A 20,758-nucleotide genomic window follows, 5' to 3' on the forward strand; every position below is an offset into this window, starting at 1 on the left:
TATGAAAAATCTAAGTCCCAATAGGAAATATATGGCGAGAAGTAACATGTCACAAACACACATTGCAGACTCTATATTTACACCACAAATCATTGCAATTATTGGTGCTACTTGCAGTGGGAAAAGTGCATTAGCCTTACAACTCGCACCTCTTTTGCAAAGCTATATTTTCTCTCTTGATTCACTTAGCATTTATAAAGAAATTGATATTGCTTCAGCAAAACCTAGTCATGAGGAGCTATCAAAAGTAAAGCATTTTGCTATCAATGTATTACAACCCCATGAATGTGTGCATGCAGGTATTTTTATCAACCTTTTAAATGAAGCATTAGAAATTTGTAAACAAGATTCTAAAAATCTCATTATTGTTGGAGGGACAAGCTTTTATCTGAAATCAATTCTCACAGGTCTTAGCCCAAATCCTAAAGATTTTCACAAAAATAACCCACACAATCAGCAAGATTCAAATAATACACATAAATCTTTAGAATCTCCCAAGCAATATACCTACGAACTTCTCTATGAAATTGATAAAGATTATGCAACAAAAATTTCTCCCAATGATAGTTATAGAATCCAAAAAGGTATTGAAATATTTATACAAACAGGTTTATCTCCAAGTGAGTTTTTCACAAACAATCCACCTACCCCATTCCACAAACCAATTCATATCTTTAATCTTAATATGCCAAGAGAACTCCTACGAGATAATATTGATGAACGCACACATGCAATGATAGAATCTGGGATTATCGATGAAGCTAAATCTCTATTGCAACACTATGGAAAAGATATTCAGCCTTTTAAATCCATAGGATTAAAAGAATGCCTTTTATTTTTAAATGGTGAAATCAATAAAAACATATTAGAATCGCTTATTGCAACACACACAAAACAACTTGCAAAACGGCAGATGACTTTCAATCGCACACAATTTACATGTATTACGCAGCTTGATTATACATTAAGTATCCAAGAAATATTGAATATCATAAAAAATATACAATAGAACTCTTACTAAAAAGAATGAATACCTACATATTCACAATATTATCTTAACATTTGACTTAATATTTTCTTTCCTCGTTCTACTGCTGGTTGGTCGTAAGTATTGATTTCAAAGATACAACCAACAGCGGAAGTCAGTAACTCATAATACATAATAAGTGCACCAATATTGTGTTCATTAAGAGAATCTATTTGTATAGAATCCACAGGTAAATTATCCTCATCTAAAACACGCATAGTAGCTTTTTCTTGTGCTGAAAGGAGTTTTGCAAAAGGAATGTCATTCACAAAATCCGTAGATTCTAAACCTTTCATTTTTATATCTGGTATTACAATCTCATGATAATTATTATGATTAATGCCTAGAAATGTGATTGTTTTATCATTTTTTCCCTCGATAATAAGCTGTAAAAATGAATGCTGGTCAATACTGCCAATAAGGCTAATTGGTGTAAGTCCAACCTTTTTCCCCTTCTCATTAATCTTACCCAGACTTTCACCCCATAGTTGCACATACCAAAGATTGAAATCTCGAAAAGAACTAGAGTAGGAAAAGAGAATATTTATCGGTAGTGTATTATGATTGTTTGCCATAAAAATTGCTTTTTCTAAGATATGTTCTTCCTTTCTTGCTAAAAAGGAATCTTGCAAGATTTTTGCTCCATCAAGGATTTCCTCTACTTTATATCCTAGAATTTTTAAAGGAACAACACCCACGGCACTTAAAACACTAAATCTTCCGCCAATATTTTTATTAATTGTAATTGTTTTAATATGATTCTCATTTGCCCAAGATTCTAAAATTGAAGATTTATCAGTTATAATTAAAAGTCGTTTTTTAAGATTAGGTTCTAAAAGATTATATCGCCACAAACAATATTTCATAAGGGAGGTCGTTTCAATTGTCATTCCAGATTTTGAAATGACAATAAAGAGGCTTGTTTGTATGCGAATGCGTTTCAGTGACTTTTGGATTTTAATTGGGTCTGTGTGTTCGAGAAATTTTAATGCAATATCATTTCTATGTGGTAAATGATACAACATTGTATCAATCGCTTTTAACCCTAAAGAACTCCCTCCAATACCAATAATTATAATATGAGTAAGATCCTTTAATATTTCTGCATTGTCTTGCATATATGTGCTACAATCTTGCAAAGCTTTTGTATCATATGGCAAATCATAATAACCACTTTTATGACTTTCTTTTTCCTCTAAGATTTTATGAAATACGGAATCTTTTTCTTGTATAAAATGCGAATCATGTTTATCTTGTTTGCTTGATTCCGTTGTGTTAAAATGTAAATTAAATGTAATCATTATTGCCCCTTATTGATGATTTTAAGAATCTATTTTTAACAATCTACCTCGTTTTTGGAATTTTCTTGTAAAATCTCCCTTGTTTCACAAAACTCTAATTTCTCTATGATATAAATAACATTATAGAACAATAAATATCTCATAAATATTTTACAATTCTTTCTCTCTTTCTTTCGCAAGTTTTTCTACTTCATAGACAAATTTTTCTACAATCTCATTTTCATTATATTTTGCCAATACTTTCCCACCTTTTATGATATGCCCGATTTTATTTCCAAATGCTATGGCTATATCCGCATGTTTTGCTTCTCCAAGTGCATTTACTGCACAGCCCATAACGCTTACTTGCAAAGGGGTTTTAATATGTGTTAGGCTTTGCTCGACTTTCTTAATCGCACTTACTAAGTCAGCTTGTATGCGTCCGCATGTGGGACATGAAACAATCGTAATACCTTCTTTTTGCCTACCAGAATAACGCAAGATAGATTTTGCAAGTTTAATTTCCTCTTCTAATTCACCTGTGATAGAGCAACGCATAGTATCGCCAATACCTTGCATGAGGAGATTCCCTAATGCAATAGAGCTTTTAATCATAGAATGATACAGCGTCCCTGCTTCTGTAACGCCCAAATGAAAAGGATATATGACTAAAGGACGCAGTGTTTCATAAGCCTCAATTGTACGTGGTGCATCGCTTGCTTTGAGAGAAATCTTAATATTTGTGAAACCAAAATCTTCAAGTAATTTCACATTATATAACGCAGATTCTACCATTCCTTTTGGAGTCGCTCCATATTTTTGCTCAAACTCTTTCTCTAAACTCCCGCCATTTACACCAATCCTAATTGGAATATTTCTCTCATTACATGCTTTCACGACTTCTCTAATTTTCTCTTTTGAGCCGATATTACCCGGATTTATACGTATGCAATCAACATATTTTGCGGCAATCAAAGCAAGTTTATATTTAAAATGAATATCAGCAATAAGTGGCATGTTTGTCATTGTTTTAAGAATCTTTAGTGCCTTTGCGTCCTCTTCTGTAAGCACAGCAAGACGCACAATATCAGCACCTGCAAGTTGTAATCTATCAAGTTGTGCTTTTGTTGCTTCGATATTGTGAGTTTTACTAAAAGTCATACTTTGCACACTAATTGGTGCGTCCCCACCAATAGCTATTTTTCCAACAAAGATTTGTTTTGTAGGGTAACGAGGTTTGATTTTATCACTTTGCATATATTTCCTTTAGAATCTATTTGCTTATGGCAATATTCTAACATAAGTTTGAGAAATTCGCAAATGATATAATCTCTTTTCTGATTTTTTAGTTATTGGGTAATTTCTAAAAAAGTATTGTATAATTGTATGTATCAGTTAGTTATTATGAGTTTAACTAAAGGGTTTTTAACATGTGGAAATTGTTAGAAAACATAGGCTTAGGATTGTTTGTAAATGCTACATATTTTTTGCTAAACTTAAATTTTGAAACACCTGTTTTTGTTGTTTTAGGATTTAGTGTGATAGTTATGGGTATAGCGATATTTTATCAAAGGAGAAAGTAATGGACAATATGATAGCTTGGAATGTCGCAGCTGTTTTATCTGGAATTTTAGCCACTTGCATGGTAATAAAGCTTCTATATGATGTCTTAAAAGATAAAAAACTCAAAAAGAAAGGATAATAGATTAAAGGCATGAAAGAATATTATAAATCTCTTACAGATTTTATCAAAAATATCATTACAGCTTTGTTTGTAGCAGAGTTGGGTATGATTGGATATTTCTTTACACATCCAAATAATACTAAAATCGTGTTTTATGGAATCATGATAAATTTAGTCTTAATGTTAGTTTTGTTTGTAATGTATTTAATATTTTTAGAAAACCTTATTGATGAGGAGTAACAATGACAATTTTAGTAATTTTTGCTACTATAACGACTTTATGCCTTCCTGTGGCAGTTGCAATATATGGATTATACAGAGGAAAGAAATTTAAGAAAGAACATAAGTAATGGATAATATGATAGCTTGGAATGTTATTTTTTCGATATGGCAGAAAATCTTAGAGATTAAGGAGGTTACTATGGCACATGAAATTTTAGCATTGATTATGTTGGCTATTGTTGGTGCTTTACCTATTGTAGCTTGGTTTTATGTCAAACACAAAGACAAACAACACAGAGAAAAACTCAAAGATAAAGGTTAAATGTGTGGATAAAAGAGACAAAGACTACTATAAAGCGGTCTTAGATATTATAAAAAATATCATTACTGCTTTGTTTGTAGCGGAGTTAGGGCTTATAGGATATACTTATAATACAAGTGATTATATTGTTGGTATAACAATATTTATTAATGCGGTGATTTTATTGTTTTTAATCATTTGGTATTTCGATATGGCAGAAAATCTTAGAGATTAAGGAGGTTACTATGAATGGTGTTCAAATGTTTTCAGTCATTATGTTTGTTGTTGTTTGCTTCATGCCTGTTGGTATGATTTTTTATGTCAAACACAAAGACAAACAACACAGAGAAAAACTCAAAAAGAAAGGATAATCATAAAAAGAGGATACAAAAGGGTAAGCATAAAAATATTTTATCTCAAGCAAAGAGAATCTAAGATTCCTACCCTCATTTTGCTAGAAGTAAGCCTTTTACTTGGAATAATCTATGATATTAAATCCTTAAAGTATAGAGGATTGAAACCACACTCATAACAATCATCACAACAAAGTAGCATTACCAATTTGCAGCAACAGAGAAAAAGAAACTTTGCGTATTCATTGGATATGGACTATAAAGGGGGAAATAATACCATGTTTGCACATTGCAATACCTCACAAATGCTTGCAGTCCCACTCCTCCTCCCATTAAGAATACGCCATTCTCAGGGAGGAATGAATTAGCCGTTTTGTAGAGATCGCGAATGTATCCCATATCAAATCCTATACTTGGAGCAAAAGTCAATCTCCAAGGATCTTTACCAAATGCGGGGAAATACAAAGAGACATCATTCCTCCATAATACGCCAAATTGCCCAGAGAGATTTAGTCCTTGAAACCCTCTCACAGCATATCGCCCACCAATCAACATTTGATCATTTGCATAAAGTCTATTTTGTGCAACTTGAGTTTTGATGCTTGTTGTATAAACACCTATAAATTTCCATACATTAAATGGGACATACGCATAGAGATTTACAACCGGGACGATATAATTAAACCCCTGCATAGCTGGATTTGACAAAGAAAATCCTTGCAACATACTAAGATTTGTAGAGAATTTATATTGATTAAGTGTAAATGTATATTGTGCAAAAAGTGAATATTGTAAGATTCTTTGTCGTTGCACGATAAGCTCTGCTTCTCCTATGAAACTATCTGAAGTCCTCGCACCAAAGCCAACACCAACAGAGATATTATGCTTTGGATTTGCTAAAAGTGCATAGCTTAGTTTAGAATCAAAATTAAAACTTCTCCCCTCATACAAAACAGAAAAGTTCTCTAATGGAATCTCCATAGCATTGAGTGCATAGGCAAAGTTTGTCTCAATCAGAAAGCGACGAATGGGGACAGAATAGCTCAAAGACGAATAGAAATTATAATTTCTTGTGATTGCTTGTCCATTAAAAGGGATAGAGCCTAAAAAATAAAGTGTGATAATATCAGCTAAACGCAGTGGATTCTCATAGCTCAATAAAAGTGTGCTTTGGTATTTATCAAAGAGTGTACCACCATTATCAAAGATAAATTGCCCAGAAATTGGCAGTGATTTTCTCTTAATCGCAATCCTAATATTACTCAAATCCTCACTATACGCAGGGAGAATCTGCATTGTTGTATCAAGAGATTTTATCCTTGTTAGGTTACTCACACCTTGTTCTAGTTTCTTGAGATTGAGTATATCGCCGGACTTTAGAGCAAAGTCCTTTTTAAAGAAAAAGGCATGTCCATTGCTTTGATAGTCTATCTCCCCTATTCTACCTATCTGTGTACGTATCTGAAGCTCACCAGAGTTTAGATCCTGCTCTCCTATGCCAAAGCGAGTAGTGATATAGCCATTTCGTAAAGCAGTTTCGTTGAGGGATTGTAATAATGAAGCAATGTCTTTTACACTCAAACATTGATCTAAATAATTTGTAGCGAGTCTCTGTGTAAATGGGAAAGTTTTAGCAATAATATCTCTCTCATCATCTGTATGATAGAGATAGCTATTGAGTGAAGAGAATGAGATTGTATCAATGGGGAAACATACTTTTTGCTGTTCCCCATCTCTTGCAAATATCTCATGAAAAAAACTACACAAACAGACAAGAAAAAGGGTCTTGAATACTCTACCATAGAGAGATTCTCCATAGTGATATAGCATAGCCTCCCCTCTTCTTAAAGATATGGATTAAAATAAGAATTTATATCCGACATTAAAGCGAAGTGGATTGTATGCACCAGGAACACCAGCTGCCACCATATCTGCTGCTGTTTCAGCATCCGTTCCCATAAATCCAATCATATTGTATGATAAAATAGGTAAAATTGCAGTTACATCAATCCTGCTATGCTCACCAAGCCCGAAAGTAATACCTGCCCTCCCATAGATTGGAATATTCATACTGACTAATGCTTCAGCACTTAACTTTTGTGCTGCTATACCAAAACCTGCTCCAACACCCACAAAGAGACCGGTAGAGAAAGAGCCTGTATTGACAACATTTGCCATAATATCAAAGTTGAGATTTACATCAAGCACATGAAGGTTTGTATTTGCTTGAGCAAAAGCTTGACCATAGCCAAGTCCTAAAAATGTCCTTAACCCTACATACTCACCAAAGAACCACTCACCACCAACATTGATACCAACATTCCATCCTTCAGCAGGAGCATTAATAAAGCCTGTATAAGATTTTTTTGCAAGACCATTTGTAGATTCAAACGATCCTCTATCATATCCTGCATCAATACCTACAAAAGTCCTCGCTTGTGCAAGAGTGGCACTTAAACTTAAACTAACTAAACCCAATGCTAATATCTTTTTCATTGATATTCCTTTATGTAAAAATGTATAAATTAACAAGTTACATAAGATTTCTTCAAATTTATAATTTAAAGACTATCATAACCCTTAATTTATATCAAAGAAATCGTCAAATCATAATAAATTTTAAATTTATTTGATATAAATTAGATAAATCCATGAGATTCTATAACCTTTCTTGCAACTATATATAATAACTTATAGTAATATTTATTCAATAATAATAAAAGTAAATTCTAAAAATAAAGTCTTTTAGGATTCATATGTTACTCTTATCCCCATTTTATCTCTTTTTCATTCTTTCTCTCAAAATAAATACGCTTTTTGCTTCTTTACTGATCTTTCACAATTACTTTGCCTAATTCCCGTGTAAGAGTGAGTTATGATTTAAAATATATGCTTGTATCCAAACACTAAACGAATGGGAGTATATACTGCATTTCTATCAGAGCGAACACTAAAATGCACAATAGGAAGATGTGTTGCGATTTCTATTCTCTCGTTTTCTTTGAATCCAAATATCACTCCAAATTTCCCAAGAAAACCAATGCTCACATCGGGACTGCGTGTAGCATTTCTTGCACCAAACCCCGTATAGACATCAAATGAAGCTCCAGCAAAGACTGAAAAGGAAAAATCACTCTCATTAATCATACTCAAGATACCATCAGAACCAATCCCAACTTGAATATAAAGCCCACTTCCCTGCGATCCAAAAGATGGTATAAAGTTTTGCTCTAAATAGATTCGCCAAGCGAAATAGTCATTGATACTTTTCTCACCACCTATATTCCAGCCGGGTAATAGAGAATGTGAGGTTATGGGTTCGCTAAATGCCCCACTTCCCCATGATGACGAATGATCTCTTGGGTAATTTGAGGATAAATTAAAAGCATATATCATATTTATTCCCATAAAAAAAGATATATCTGAATGAAGACCGCCAATAAACCTCCCAAGACTACCAAAATTGTTGCTAAAACCACTACGACTACTACTTGTATTTGTTCTCATTCCAAAAGCCTGCATACATTCACTTGTAACAAAAAAGAAAAGTAAGATTATTACTAATTTTTTCATTATGTATCTACCTTAGAGATGGAGAGTTCGCAGGAATATCTGACATGACTTTATCTGTTTCTATCCTTAGAAATAATATTTATATCCAATCATGATTCGCATAGGAGAGTGAGCCATGTGTCTTTCTCCAGTGTCAAGAGCTCCCGGGCTCGGAGGATTTTCTATCTTATATCTATCAGTAACAAATGACATTGTAGCTATAGGCATGAGAATAGAAAAATCTATCCTATTGTTCTCATCAAAGGCAAACATCATACCAACCCTAGGGGATGCGAAATTCATCATATTTTCACCAAAGCGATATAATGAAAACATCATTTCACCCGGAGCTAGACCAACATATATCTGAAAAGAGAAATTATATGTCTGATAAGCTTTCCATATAAAATCAAGATATAAACCAAAACCAATATGTTGCTGATACCTTGCATCGAGATTAAATGTAAAGTTATATATGACATTAAAAAAGAATCTAAATGCAAAATAATCACCCCAATTAAATTCATTGCCAGCATTAATCTGCAATGCCATACCATGAGTTTTTGCAGAATCAATAATGCCACCTAAGGGATAGAATCGAGAATCGCCAACATAAAGCCCCCTACCAATAGTGTATCCAATATCAGCACCGACAAAAGCATACCCATCCTTAGTGCCTCTAAAAGCGAAGCTATAAGCACTTTGAATAAATATAAAGAATGTAAAAACACATATTAGAATCTTTTTCATTGCATTGTCCTATTTATATGATTCTATTGATTAGAAAATATTAAAACATATACTTATAACCTATCATAAGTCGCATTGGTGTGTAATAAGCTGTATCATCATAAGTCCTTTCATGATTGTATTCAAATTCTGTGCGAGATATTATACCCTCCATTGTAACAATGGGTATGGTAACAAAAATATCTATTCTATTATGCTCATCTATACCAAACATCATACCAGCTCTGCTGGATAGACTTAATAAAGCTGGTTTAACGCTGTTACCAAAAGTTAGAAGTAGTTCTGCACCTGCACCTATATAGAAGTGAAAAGAATAGCCATTGATTTCTACAACATTCCAAATCAAATCAAAAGTTATATTAGTCCCTAAATAATAGCTATACATGTGATTGGGTTTAATTATCGAGGCAACCATAACAGGAGTGCTAAATCTCCATGAGAAATAATCATTGATACTAGTTCCACCACCACCACTAAACTCTACCATAACGCCATGAGATTTCACACCTCTAAAGGCACTACTACCTACATAATCAGAGGTTTTTGGTTCTGCTAAATAGTCATTTTGTTGATAAATAACATAATCCCCACCAAAAAAATATCCAACACTCACGCCTAAGAAACCATCCCATTTTTTTAAAGGAGCATATCCTCCACCATTGCTCCTATTGCTACTTTTGCGACTAGATTCAAAAAAACGTCCCAAAAAGGCATATGCACTATCAGCAAAGACGAATGATAAAATGATACATGCCAAAATCTTTTTCATTGCATTGCCCTATTTATATGATTCTATTGATTAGAATCTTGTGGTAAATGTTCCACTACTTTATTTACTGCAGTATCTACAGCATTATCAATTGTTCGTTGTGTGAAGTCTTTTATTTCTTTTTTAATGGTTTTTTCAGGATCGTATTTAAAATCATTCCATTTACCTAGAGTCTCTATATTGGCAATTTCAGTGTGATCTCTGTCACTTCTATTTACATAACTATCTATTTTAGTATCAAGATTTATATTCTTAGATATACTAGAGTGTGTAACGCTCAAATTAGGCTCTGGTAAGATTATGGTATCTTGTGTAAATAAAGTATGTGATGATGAATTCACTGTATCACTGCTAGATACAGAATTAGCAGTGATATTTCCACTATTACCTTCTATATATGCCCCTTTTAAGTTAATATTGCCTGCTATCATATTTATAAAATTTGAAGCAATGCCACTTTGACTATTCACACCATTTTCGTGTCCAAAATATCCACTACCCGTCATATTCTGATAACTTTTTAAATTCTCTGTCGTGCCGACAGCTATATCAAAACCAGCACCATATCGAGAATCTTTTTTACTTGTAATATTGAGATTTCCTCCTATATTAGCATTTAGTGTATAAGAGTTGATATTACCACCATTTATATTGACATCGCTTTTTGTATTAATGGATAAATTATTTGAATTTATCGCTGCATTATTGTTGGTTGCTTTATATGAAGCATCAAGACTTATATATGTATCACGTTCTGTATCATGTAATGTAACAGAATCAAAGTCAGGTTTAAAACCGATTGCCACAGATTTATCTTGTGTTGATTCGATATTTAAGGTATTTGTCGTAATACTTGCATTGTTTGCATTGATACTTGAGCCTTGCAATGTGGTATCATTATTTACATTAAGCGTCAAATTGTTCGCACTTACGCTAGAGCCTACATATTTTGGAGTCCAATGATAATTTGCATGAGTAAGACCATGTGCTTTACTCCCATCCCAAGGGACAACCATTTCTCCACTTGAATCAATTCCAATATCATAACCAGAATATTTTACACTAAGTATTTTCATATTATCTGTTTGTATCGTAGCATTATCTTTTGCAACTAAGTTTGAGCCTATGATAGTAGTGTCGCCTTTTGCTACAAGATTTAAATTATTTGCATACATATTTGAAGCGACATTGCTTTTAGCATCTAAACCATCATACTTAAGACTACCACCAAGAGAGGTTTCAGAGCCATCATAGCCAATGTTAGCCTTGATACTGCCTGTATGGCTATTGATTGTATCTGTCTCATTTTTTAAAGTAAAATTATTTGTATGTATATTAGCATCATTTTTTACTATAAAGTTAGAGCCTGTTATAGTTGTATCTCCTGTGGTAGTTAAATTTAATGATCCTAATTGGAGATTAGATTGTGTGTTGGTAGTATCTTTTGAGATTAATAAATCATAATTCCCGCCCAAAGACATAGAGAATCCACTAGCACCTATACCAAATCCAGCATTTGCACCGCCACTATGATTGTTTTTAGTTTGTTCATGTGTAGCACTTGCAACATTAAAATTATTTGTTTGTATATCTGCTGTGTCTTTTACTGATAGATTAGATCCTGTTATAGTTGTATCTCCTGTGGTAGTTAGCTTGAGATTATTAGCATTAAAGTTAGAGCTATGCGAACTTGCATTTGTTTCATTTGTGCCATTATATTTATAGCTAGTATCCATGCCAAAATCATATCCGCCATTATATGTTAGCTTTGCTCCTATATCAAAGTTATGTTTATCTATATCAGTTTCACTTGTATTTGTAGCATCTGCTAGCTCAAAGCTTGTCGCTGTAATTTCCGCATTATTCGTATCGATATTTGAGCCTTTTATACTAGCATTATTTTTAGCATTTATTGATAAATTATTAGATTCTATATGGGAACTTTTATTAGCAGTAGTGTTGGTATCCTTATTCTCATTTTTATATCCATATCCTGCAGTGAGGCTAACACCTGTATCTTGAGCTTTTGTTCCAGCACCAATTCCTATACTTACTTCTACTGTATGCTCTGATTCTTGAGTATTATTCTGATTTTTTTGCTCTTTTGCGGAGATATTCACATTCTCGCCACTTAGGGCTATATCATTTCCTTTGAGATTTGAGCCTATGATGTTAGTGTCATTGTTTGAAGCAATAGTGATATTACCTCCTGTGAGATTTGGGCTAGATGCGGTCGTATCAAATATATTTTCTGTTGTTGTGCGATTAATATGAGTAAAGCCTGCTTTTAGTCCGATAGAAATATCTTGAGATTTTAGTTCAGAAGCCAAATCTATACTACCTACTGCTGCTTTACCAAGATTTTCTTTAATAGTTTCTACTGCTTTATCTACGCCCTTAACTTCAAACCCTATCCCAAATCGATTGGAGGTAAAATCTGTCGTTGTTTTTGTTGTTATCTCGTTATCTAAAGACTCTATAGAGACATCTTTCCCAGAGAGTGCAAGGGTTCCATTTGTAGAGTCTGCATTGAGATCACTTGATTGGATAGCGAGACTCTCACCTGCATTCATAGTGATATTGTTTGCATTGATAGAGGCGTTATTATGAGTATTTGCTGTTTGATTCTCATGTATCTTTGTCGTATCCTTACCTACACTCATGCGATAATATCCATCGTCTTTGCTAAACTTTAGCCCGCTTGTCTCTATCTTTGTATCAGTTATGATATTGTGCGTATCTGCACGATTACTTAGCAAGAGATCTCCATCTGCATTCATAGTAACAGAATCCGCATTTGCATTGAGATTATAGGCGTTTATATCATTGTTTGCATTGATTGAGATAGCATTCCCGCTGAAGTTAGAGGCAAGATTTGTGCTTTGAGAATCTTTTGTAACCTCTGTCGTAGTGGTTTTGGATAAAAACTCACTAGTAGTCGTAGTTGTTTGTGTTTGTGAAAAGCTTGTATCTTTTGCTGTATCTATCGTGATATTTTGCCCAGCATTTAATGCAAGGGTATCTTTTGCTTCTATATTTGTAGAGATGAGATTCATATCTCCTGTTGTCTCAAGTAAGACATTGTTCCCTTTGATTGAGCTTCCAATATTTGTTGTACTCTTGTATGTTGCGACAGAATCACTATAGTTATTATGTGTAGCAAGCGTATCGATTGTAAGCGTATCGCTTTTGAGTAAAACACTCTCTTGTGCATTGAGGTTTGCACCTGTGATATGCGTATTGTTTGCATTGATTGAGATGGCATTCCCCTCAATGCTCGCAAGCGATCCAAGTGTAGTATTGCTTGAAGTGCTTTCTGTATATTGTGCTAATGGTGATTGCGATTTACCCGTTAAGTAACTCCATATATCAGATCTATATCCTACTTGATTTGCACTATTGCTTATCGTGCTAGAGGAGATATTGACATCTTTTGCAGTGATATTGACTTCATTTCCTTTGAGTTTCCCACCATTTTGTGTAAAAGATTCTGCATTGAGATTGAGTCCCTCCATCGAGACTATCTTACCATTTTCATTGATGATAAAGTCTGCGTTTACCATCATATTTTTATCAGAGCTAAGCTTTGATGAATTCAATATATTTTGAGAATCTATATGTATATTATTTGCAGAAATACCACTTTGCAATGCAATGTCTTTGGAGTTAAGATTCTGTAATTTTTCTTTATATTTGGTTTGAGAGAATAAAGATTTATCGTTGATTTCTGCTAAGGAATTTTTGGGTGTGATATAGAGATAATCTTGTATCTCATCTATGGTTGTAAAATGAAGGCTTTTTAAATGGTTTTGGAATCCCTCTGATAGAATAAATTTCCCATAGTGATTTTGATACAATGGAGCTTGCAAAGAGCTTGAGCTATCAAGGGCTGTGAGGAGAGAATTGATCGAGTTTATCTCTATTGTATTAAGGCTAGGATTTGGTGCGACAAAATCAAGTAGTGTATATTCATTTGCACGAGTGAACTTAGAAGTAGTATAAGTGCTACTACAAAACCAATCTTGACTTATATGTTCTAGCAACCATACGCATTTACCATATCGATTATATGTTGTAGCCTTGCCATTTTCATAGCTTACAATCTCTCGTAATTCCGGAGCGATATTAGTAAAATTCGTCGCATAGTTTTTAAAAGAATCTTTTGCATGGATAATGCCTGTATCATTGGTAAAATCCTCTGCCTCAATAGTGATATTTCTCCCTAAAAGGATACTTGGGGAATAGGTCGCCTCATTGATATATTCTTGTGAAGTAACAATAGTATATTTATATTGAGAATCTGAAGGCTTTTGAACATTATTAATAGTAGGATGCCATGAATTAAATTTCTCTGTTGTAATAACTTTTTTCTCAATATCAGCGAAACCTTTATTGAGGATTGTATCTGCCTTGAGATATATATCGTTTTGCGCATGGATAATAGAGTTATTCTCAATGCTTCCTGCTTGTATGTCAATATTCGATTCCGAATAAATAAGAGGTGCAAATTGTTTTTTTGTATCCTCTTTGTCTGCATTCTCTGTATCAAGGAGAATATCTGTATTTTGTCCATTTTGCACTTGTGAAATAGTTGTAATGTCAATAGGCTTTGAAATCTCTATCTTTCCATCTGCACGCAAGACAAATCCATTATCACCATTATTTTGTGAAGCGGTGCTTGCTATCATACCAGAGTTCCTAATCCCTACACCCTCATCTGTTGCTACAATAAATATCTTATTTGATAAAATACTACCAAGATATGCGACATCAAGGGCTAGTGCGTTTTCTGTCTCATTATTATCAAGCTTGATAGGTTTATAAAGTAATGCAACAGGAGAAAAACTGACTTGATTTGATCCAAGTAATATCCTTAGATTCTGTGCTTGAAGTGAATCTTTTACACTCATGCTTTTTGCAAGGAGAGTAAGACTTGCGACATTTTTTGCATCAAGTGCTTCTACGATAATATCACCTCGTTTTATATTAAGAAAAATGGGAGTAGAATTTGTATATTCCTTGAGCGAATTTAATCGCTCTAACTCTTCTTTACTCAAACTACCAGTGCTTAGGGTTACATTCCCTGCATTGATGAAACCACATCCTTGACAAGTAATACCATTTGGATTTGCTAAAAGCATGTCTGCTTTGCTCCCAGCTATCTCTAAATAACCAAGTAATTGGGAGAGATTTCCTCCTGTTACTTGATTGAGTATAAGTCTTGCAGTTGCGGAATCTAAATTTGGATTGGAGTTAATAAATCCTGCGAGTTGCGTATTACCTAGTGCTTCTTGTGCTAAGATATTATTTAAGATAGCACCATCTTGACCGACATTAAATTCATGATAGAAATTATTAGAGATACCCGCTTGATTTGGCTTAGCGATATTTACTATATCGATATTATTATCTGATTGAGTGAGAGTTGGGTTAATATTGGTTTGAGTTGTATCAATCACGATTTGACTTGCAAAAAGAGCTTGAGAAGCTATGATTGAAAAAACATTTACTATTGTTATTGTCTTTTTTATAAAGGGAGTAAAAATTACCATAGAGAATCCTTTCTAAACAAAAACTATTATTTTAAAAATTTTACTCTTTGGTAAGTTATTTCTACCTTAAAACAAAAAATGTATATTCAATAAGTCTGAAAAAATATATAAAAGTTACTATTTGTTACGATACTAATATTATGAAAATTATGAAAATTATGATTTTAAGCATATAAAAATATACATTTAATAAAAATAACTTATGTGTTTATTCCATTGACTTTACAATTATTATCAAAATAAATCAAAAACCTTAATTATACAAAAATACCCTAAAATGCAACATTTGTTTAAGTAGAGAAATAAAATACATTATACAACATGAATCAAAGTCCTAAGCTTTAGAATCATAATTTTGTATGACTTGCATTTGAGTATTTTCTAAAATTTTTATGATGACATTCACAAATAATTCATTAATATCCATAATATCTTCAATCTCATCCAAAGAGAGTTTAAAAGTATTATTCCCCACAATCTGTAAAAAAAGGCTTTGATCTGGCTTTGTGGCAATATCAATGAATGTAGAAACTAGCTTAGACAAAGCTTGTTCATTATCTTTTGTGATTTTAGAATCTGTTTTAATATTTCCAGAAATTTGATAAGAATTTTGCAAAAATGATAAATAATCTTCAAATAATGCAGAATCTTGTATTGTGCGATAATTTTTATCATTTTGTGAATTTTCATTTTGTGCAATGCGTTGTTCTCTTTTATAAAGATCAAAAAGAATTGTATGTAAAGAATAACTTTTTAATCTCAAAGTTGCTTTTTTAATTTGTATAAAATATTTATTTTTCCAATCTTCTTGTTTTTCTGCCAATGGTTGAATAAATAATTCATGTTCTCTATTAAGTGCTTCAAGTGTTGTATTTACTTGATTATAAAGTGTATGAAAGGTTTTAAAATCAGCGTCTATTTCAATTTCATATACATTTGAATGTAAATTACACGAAAGATTCACTAATAAAACATTTTGTTTTATATCTTTTGACTTTTTTAATTCTGAAAAATCAGTGCAAAGAATTGATTGTGGCATGAGTGAAGAGAGATTATATCCCTCAAAGTTTAAATCTTTTGTTTCCAGAGTATAGGAACGAGTTTTCTTAAGAACATTCTTATTTAATAGAACATTAAATTCAAAATTTTTAACAAGCACACCCTCAATCCATTCCACATTTTGAACATTACACATTGCTTTGACATTATCACCTTGACACTTTATAGCAGGAGAAATCTCTTGCGTTTGTGTAATAGCATATTCATATACACTTTCTTTTGCCAATAACATCACACTATAAGAAAAAAATACGATAATATAAAAAAATCGTGTAATTTTCATTTTATCCCCTTATTCATAGCTTTGCAAGATTCAAACAAATCAAAATTCATTCTTTTATCAATATTCTATTGTGGAATAGTTCTAACATTGTAACATAAGTTTTTATATTTTCTTTCTGGTTTTATATAAGAAAATACACCCTCAACCTTTTAGATTCAGAATATATGAAGGCTCAAAACTACTAAGATCCCATAAAGGTATATTTTGTCCTACATCAATTTGAATATCGGAAAAACCTTTTAATTCATGCAGTGAATTGATTAAAAATCTTTGAATCTTTTCACTCATTACTTGTAGTCGCAAATTTATATCTCCTTGACTATCGCGTGAAACAATCCCACTAATTTCACCAAGATGAGGAAAGATACTATAAAACTCTAAAAAATCTACCTGTTTTTTCATCTGCACAAGGTTATCTTTTCCATTACTATCTTGTATAACCATACTAAAAACACCATTTTGCAGGGCAATTAATAAATTTGATAATTCTATAAATTCTTGCTTACTACTTGCTAATGGTAATCTTTCTAATAAAAAGTCTTTAAATACACTTTCGAGTTGCTTACCTCCATTTTGTGTCTCATTCAAAAGATCCTTTAAATCACTTGGATTTAATTTAAGCCTTGCATTATGGAGATTCTCAAGCATTTTTGGTTGTTTAATGAGGTCAGAGATAACAAGCCCATCTTTCCCTTGTTTTACACTTGCCCAATAATTTGCACCAACACTTAATTCTTTATTACTCTGCGTTTCTATTACAAGCTTACCAAGCTGAACTAGATATTTATCCACACCCTTTTTATCAAGAATGCGTAATAACATAGGTAAAGTTGCATTTAATTCCTTATTTCCTTTGGTTGTTGCCATTTGACTAAGAAGATTCTGCAAATGTGCTGGTTGTATCATTGTTCCCTCATTCAAAAGCATATACAAAATAGTCTCATTAAATAAAAATTATAAAGTTACAATTTTCTATCTATAATATCTTATCTTTATAGAATTTAAGAATATTTAAGCTAAAAAACACCAAAAATAATACTATATTGTATTATTATAATTTCTTTATTAAAAGTATCCAAAAGATTTTTAAAATCGAACAATAAAAAAATTATAGAGAATATATCGACATAATTTTTCCCAAGATTCAATAAAACTCATAAAAAAGTCACATGAATTGCAAAAAATACACTACTTTAAAAATAAATTGTGTTACAATTAGCAAAAAATTTTCTTTATACATGGATTTCTAATGAGTGACCAACAAAATATAAATATCGATAAGATTATGCAAGTTTTACCACATCGTTATCCAATGCTATTGGTAGATAGAGTTTTAGAATTACAAGCACACAAAACTATTATTGCTTACAAAAATGTAACAATTAATGAGCAAGTTTTTATGGGGCATTTTCCTAAAGAACCGATTTATCCCGGTGTCATGATTATTGAGGGCATGGCACAAGCTGGTGGAATTTTAGCTTTTGTTAGCACTTGGGGTTTAGAATTTGATGCAAGTCAGAATAAAATTGTATATTTTATGACAATTGATAAGGTAAAATTTAGAGTTCCTGTTCGTCCAGGTGATCGCCTAACCTATAAAATGAACGTTTTAAAGCAACGCAGTAATGTTTGGCAACTTGAAGGAAAAGCTTTTGTTGATGATGTATTAGTCAGTGAGGCAGAACTCAAAGCCATGGTTACAGATTCACATAATAAATAATGAGTATTATATTATTTTCGATATTGCATTCAAATTCAAAATAATAAAGATAGATAAAAATTATAGGGGTAAAATGTAATGAATGATTCCATAACGATTGATTCAAGTGCAAAAATTGCAAAAACAGCCATTATTGAAGGGAATGTAGAAATTGGTGCAAATGTTATCATTGGTGATTATAGTGTCATTAAGGGCAATATCACGATTGGAGATGGAACATTTCTTTATAATAATGTAACAATCATGGGACATACAAAAATTGGAAAAGATAACAAAATTTTTCCTAATGCAGTGTTAGGAACACCACCACAAGATTTAAAGTATAATGGTGAAGATACAATCTTGAAAATTGGAGATAAAAATCTTATCCGTGAATCTTGCATGTTTAATCCCGGCACTGAAGGTGGAGGTGGGATTACAGAGATTGGCAATAATAATTTATTTATGGCATATGTGCATATTGCACATGATTGTTTAGTTGGCGACAATAATATTCTTGCAAATAATGCAACTTTAGGAGGACATATTCACATTGAAAACTTTGTGAATATTGGTGGTATGACGCCCATTCACCAATTTGTTAAAATAGGAGAAGGTGCTATGGTTGCTGGTGCATCTGCACTTTCACAAGACATTCCACCGTATTGTATGGCAGAAGGTAATCGTGCAAAAATTATTGGACTTAATCGTTTTCGTATGAGAAAAATTATGGAAAGAGATGAGATTGATAGAATCAATACCCTCTATCGCCGTTTATTTTCAGGAACGCAAAACTTAAAAGATCTTGCAACAATGGAGCTAGAAGTAGCAAAAAATTCTCCAGATATCAATAAAAGTGTTATTAAAATTTGTGAATTTATTTTACAATCAGAAAGAGGGATACCCTATAAGAGAGGCGAATTAAATGAGTGAAATATGTAGTTTCTGTGGTAAAACAAAATCTAAACCAAATCCTATCGTATCAAGTAATGAAAAGATCACAGGCACAAAAGCCTATATTTGCAAAGCATGCACCGTATTTATTTATAAATCATTTTATGATGAAAAATCTCTTGCAAGCATTCAATCTAATAGCCTTGAAGATGTCCCATCTCCAAAAGAATTAAAAGAATATTTGGATCAATATGTTGTCGGACAAGATCAGGCAAAGAAAGTTTTTAGTGTTGCCATTTATAATCACTATAAAAGATTACTACACCAACAAAAAGCAACAGAATCTCTCGACAATATTGTAAATGTAACAGATTTAGAAGAAAATGTAGAATTATCAAAATCTAATATATTACTTATTGGTCCCACAGGTAGTGGAAAAACACTTATGGCGCAAACTTTAGCAAAATTTCTTGACATTCCAATAGCTATTTCAGACGCAACCTCACTCACTGAAGCTGGTTATGTTGGAGAAGATGTTGAAAATATCCTCACAAGACTCTTGCAGGCAGCAAACTACGATTTAAAACGTGCTGAAATGGGAATTGTTTTTATTGATGAGATTGATAAAATATCAAGACTTTCTGAAAATCGATCAATTACACGTGATGTATCAGGAGAGGGTGTACAACAAGCTCTCCTTAAAATTATTGAGGGAAGCATAGTAAATATTCCTCCAAAGGGTGGAAGAAAACACCCAAATCAAGAATTTGTTAAAATTGATACAAGCAATATCCTTTTTATTTGTGGAGGTGCATTTGATGGATTAGAAGAAATCATAAAACGAAGGCTAGGTAAAAATGTTCTAGGGTTTGATTCTAATCCTAAGTCTGAAGTCACAAAAGACAATACTATACATCAAGTCGAAACAGATGATTTAGTGAGTTTTGGATTAATACCAGAGCTTATTGGGCGTCTGCATGTTATCGCAACTCTTGATTCCATAAGTAAAGAAGCAATGATTTCTATTCTTACAAAACCAAAAAATGCCTTAATTAAACAATACCAAAAACTTTTTGATATTGATGGTGCAAGGCTTATATTTGAAAACGATGCAATTGAGCGTATTGCGGAACTTGCAATGGAAAGAAAAACGGGTGCAAGAGGTCTGCGTGCAATTGTTGAGGACTTTAGCCTTGATGTAATGTTTGATTTACCAAACCTCAATGGATATGAAGTAATCATCACTCGCAAATGCGTTGATAAAATTGAAAAACCTATTTTAATCAAAAAAAAGAAGAGTAAAGTAGTTTAATAAAAGAATAAAAAATAAGGA

At 32.5% G+C, this 20,758-nt stretch carries 19 protein-coding genes; 9 read left to right on the forward strand and 10 right to left on the reverse strand.

Translation table 11 applies throughout. The features are described from left to right. Positions 1-31: 31 nt before the first annotated feature. Entirely contained in the window at positions 32-1,009 is a 978-nt protein-coding gene (miaA, locus tag CQA53_RS06265) for a tRNA (adenosine(37)-N6)-dimethylallyltransferase MiaA (protein ID WP_245945738.1), read from the forward strand. 41 nt (positions 1,010-1,050) lie between these two features. On the opposite strand, the gene CQA53_RS06270 is transcribed toward miaA, so the two are convergent. Together CQA53_RS06270 and ispG are read right to left on the reverse strand one after the other, a co-directional pair. Beyond that, a complete protein-coding gene (locus CQA53_RS06270; RefSeq protein ID WP_115543166.1) occupies positions 1,051-2,328 on the reverse strand; it encodes a glucose-6-phosphate isomerase in 1,278 nt (425 codons plus the stop codon). Positions 2,329-2,478: 150 nt separating this feature from the next. Further along, positions 2,479-3,564 carry a flavodoxin-dependent (E)-4-hydroxy-3-methylbut-2-enyl-diphosphate synthase gene (ispG, locus tag CQA53_RS06275; protein WP_115543167.1) on the reverse strand — a complete coding sequence of 362 codons (1,086 nt, stop codon included), beginning with the start codon at positions 3,562-3,564 and terminating at the stop codon, positions 2,479-2,481. Between the two features lie 173 nt (positions 3,565-3,737). On the opposite strand from ispG, the gene CQA53_RS12320 reads away from it, so the two are divergent. The 5 genes from CQA53_RS12320 (at position 3,738) to CQA53_RS13560 (ending at position 4,885) form a co-directional block, all read left to right on the forward strand. Further along, positions 3,738-3,890: a hypothetical protein gene (locus CQA53_RS12320; RefSeq protein ID WP_181882375.1), complete on the forward strand. Its 153-nt coding sequence runs from the start codon at positions 3,738-3,740 to the stop codon at positions 3,888-3,890. Between the two features lie 131 nt (positions 3,891-4,021). Further along, entirely contained in the window at positions 4,022-4,231 is a 210-nt protein-coding gene (locus CQA53_RS06280; RefSeq protein ID WP_115543168.1) for a hypothetical protein, read from the forward strand. A 181-nt stretch (positions 4,232-4,412) separates the two neighbouring features. After that, positions 4,413-4,535 carry a hypothetical protein gene (locus CQA53_RS13555; protein ID WP_281271174.1) on the forward strand — a complete coding sequence of 41 codons (123 nt, stop codon included), beginning with the start codon at positions 4,413-4,415 and terminating at the stop codon, positions 4,533-4,535. 4 nt (positions 4,536-4,539) lie between these two features. Further along, on the forward strand, positions 4,540-4,749 hold the full coding sequence (locus CQA53_RS06290) for a hypothetical protein (protein WP_115543170.1): 210 nt from the start codon (positions 4,540-4,542) through the stop codon (positions 4,747-4,749). Positions 4,750-4,759: 10 nt separating this feature from the next. Further along, a complete protein-coding gene (locus CQA53_RS13560; protein ID WP_281271175.1) occupies positions 4,760-4,885 on the forward strand; it encodes a hypothetical protein in 126 nt (41 codons plus the stop codon). A 183-nt stretch (positions 4,886-5,068) separates the two neighbouring features. Here CQA53_RS13560 and CQA53_RS06295 read toward each other — a convergent pair whose 3' ends face one another. From CQA53_RS06295 to CQA53_RS06330, 8 genes are all read right to left on the reverse strand, one after another. Continuing rightward, complete coding sequence (locus CQA53_RS06295; RefSeq protein WP_115543171.1) at positions 5,069-6,697, reverse strand: ShlB/FhaC/HecB family hemolysin secretion/activation protein; 1,629 nt, start codon at positions 6,695-6,697, stop codon at positions 5,069-5,071. A 27-nt stretch (positions 6,698-6,724) separates the two neighbouring features. After that, the gene (locus CQA53_RS06300; protein WP_115543172.1) at positions 6,725-7,363 is read right to left on the reverse strand and encodes an outer membrane beta-barrel protein; all 639 of its coding nucleotides are present in this window, start codon (positions 7,361-7,363) and stop codon (positions 6,725-6,727) included. A gap of 384 nt (positions 7,364-7,747) precedes the next feature. Further along, positions 7,748-8,440 (reverse strand): hypothetical protein, encoded by a 693-nt coding sequence (locus CQA53_RS06305; protein ID WP_115543173.1) that lies wholly within the window; start codon positions 8,438-8,440, stop codon positions 7,748-7,750. Positions 8,441-8,506: 66 nt separating this feature from the next. Then, positions 8,507-9,169: a hypothetical protein gene (locus CQA53_RS06310; protein ID WP_115543174.1), complete on the reverse strand. Its 663-nt coding sequence runs from the start codon at positions 9,167-9,169 to the stop codon at positions 8,507-8,509. Positions 9,170-9,209: 40 nt separating this feature from the next. Beyond that, positions 9,210-9,938: a hypothetical protein gene (locus CQA53_RS06315; RefSeq protein ID WP_115543175.1), complete on the reverse strand. Its 729-nt coding sequence runs from the start codon at positions 9,936-9,938 to the stop codon at positions 9,210-9,212. A 23-nt stretch (positions 9,939-9,961) separates the two neighbouring features. Next, the gene (locus tag CQA53_RS06320; protein WP_115543176.1) at positions 9,962-15,490 is read right to left on the reverse strand and encodes a hemagglutinin repeat-containing protein; all 5,529 of its coding nucleotides are present in this window, start codon (positions 15,488-15,490) and stop codon (positions 9,962-9,964) included. Positions 15,491-15,824: 334 nt separating this feature from the next. Next, positions 15,825-16,832 (reverse strand): hypothetical protein, encoded by a 1,008-nt coding sequence (locus tag CQA53_RS06325; protein WP_115543177.1) that lies wholly within the window; start codon positions 16,830-16,832, stop codon positions 15,825-15,827. Between the two features lie 141 nt (positions 16,833-16,973). After that, positions 16,974-17,759, reverse strand: coding sequence for a hypothetical protein (locus tag CQA53_RS06330; protein ID WP_245945741.1), 786 nt, complete (start codon positions 17,757-17,759; stop codon positions 16,974-16,976). A 322-nt stretch (positions 17,760-18,081) separates the two neighbouring features. On the opposite strand from CQA53_RS06330, the gene fabZ reads away from it, so the two are divergent. The 3 genes from fabZ to clpX all read left to right on the forward strand — a co-directional run bounded on the left by fabZ (position 18,082) and on the right by clpX (position 20,737). Next, the gene (gene fabZ / locus CQA53_RS06335) at positions 18,082-18,552 is read left to right on the forward strand and encodes a 3-hydroxyacyl-ACP dehydratase FabZ (RefSeq protein WP_115543179.1); all 471 of its coding nucleotides are present in this window, start codon (positions 18,082-18,084) and stop codon (positions 18,550-18,552) included. Positions 18,553-18,630: 78 nt separating this feature from the next. Further along, on the forward strand, positions 18,631-19,464 hold the full coding sequence (lpxA, locus tag CQA53_RS06340; RefSeq protein WP_115543180.1) for an acyl-ACP--UDP-N-acetylglucosamine O-acyltransferase: 834 nt from the start codon (positions 18,631-18,633) through the stop codon (positions 19,462-19,464). Further along, positions 19,457-20,737, forward strand: a complete 1,281-nt coding sequence (gene clpX / locus CQA53_RS06345) for an ATP-dependent protease ATP-binding subunit ClpX (protein ID WP_115543181.1) — start codon at positions 19,457-19,459, stop codon at positions 20,735-20,737. Before lpxA ends, clpX begins: the two co-directional genes overlap by 8 nt. Positions 20,738-20,758 lie beyond the last annotated feature (21 nt).

The sequence above is a fragment of the Helicobacter didelphidarum genome, assembly GCF_003364195.1.
Classification (GTDB): domain Bacteria; phylum Campylobacterota; class Campylobacteria; order Campylobacterales; family Helicobacteraceae; genus Helicobacter_A; species Helicobacter_A didelphidarum.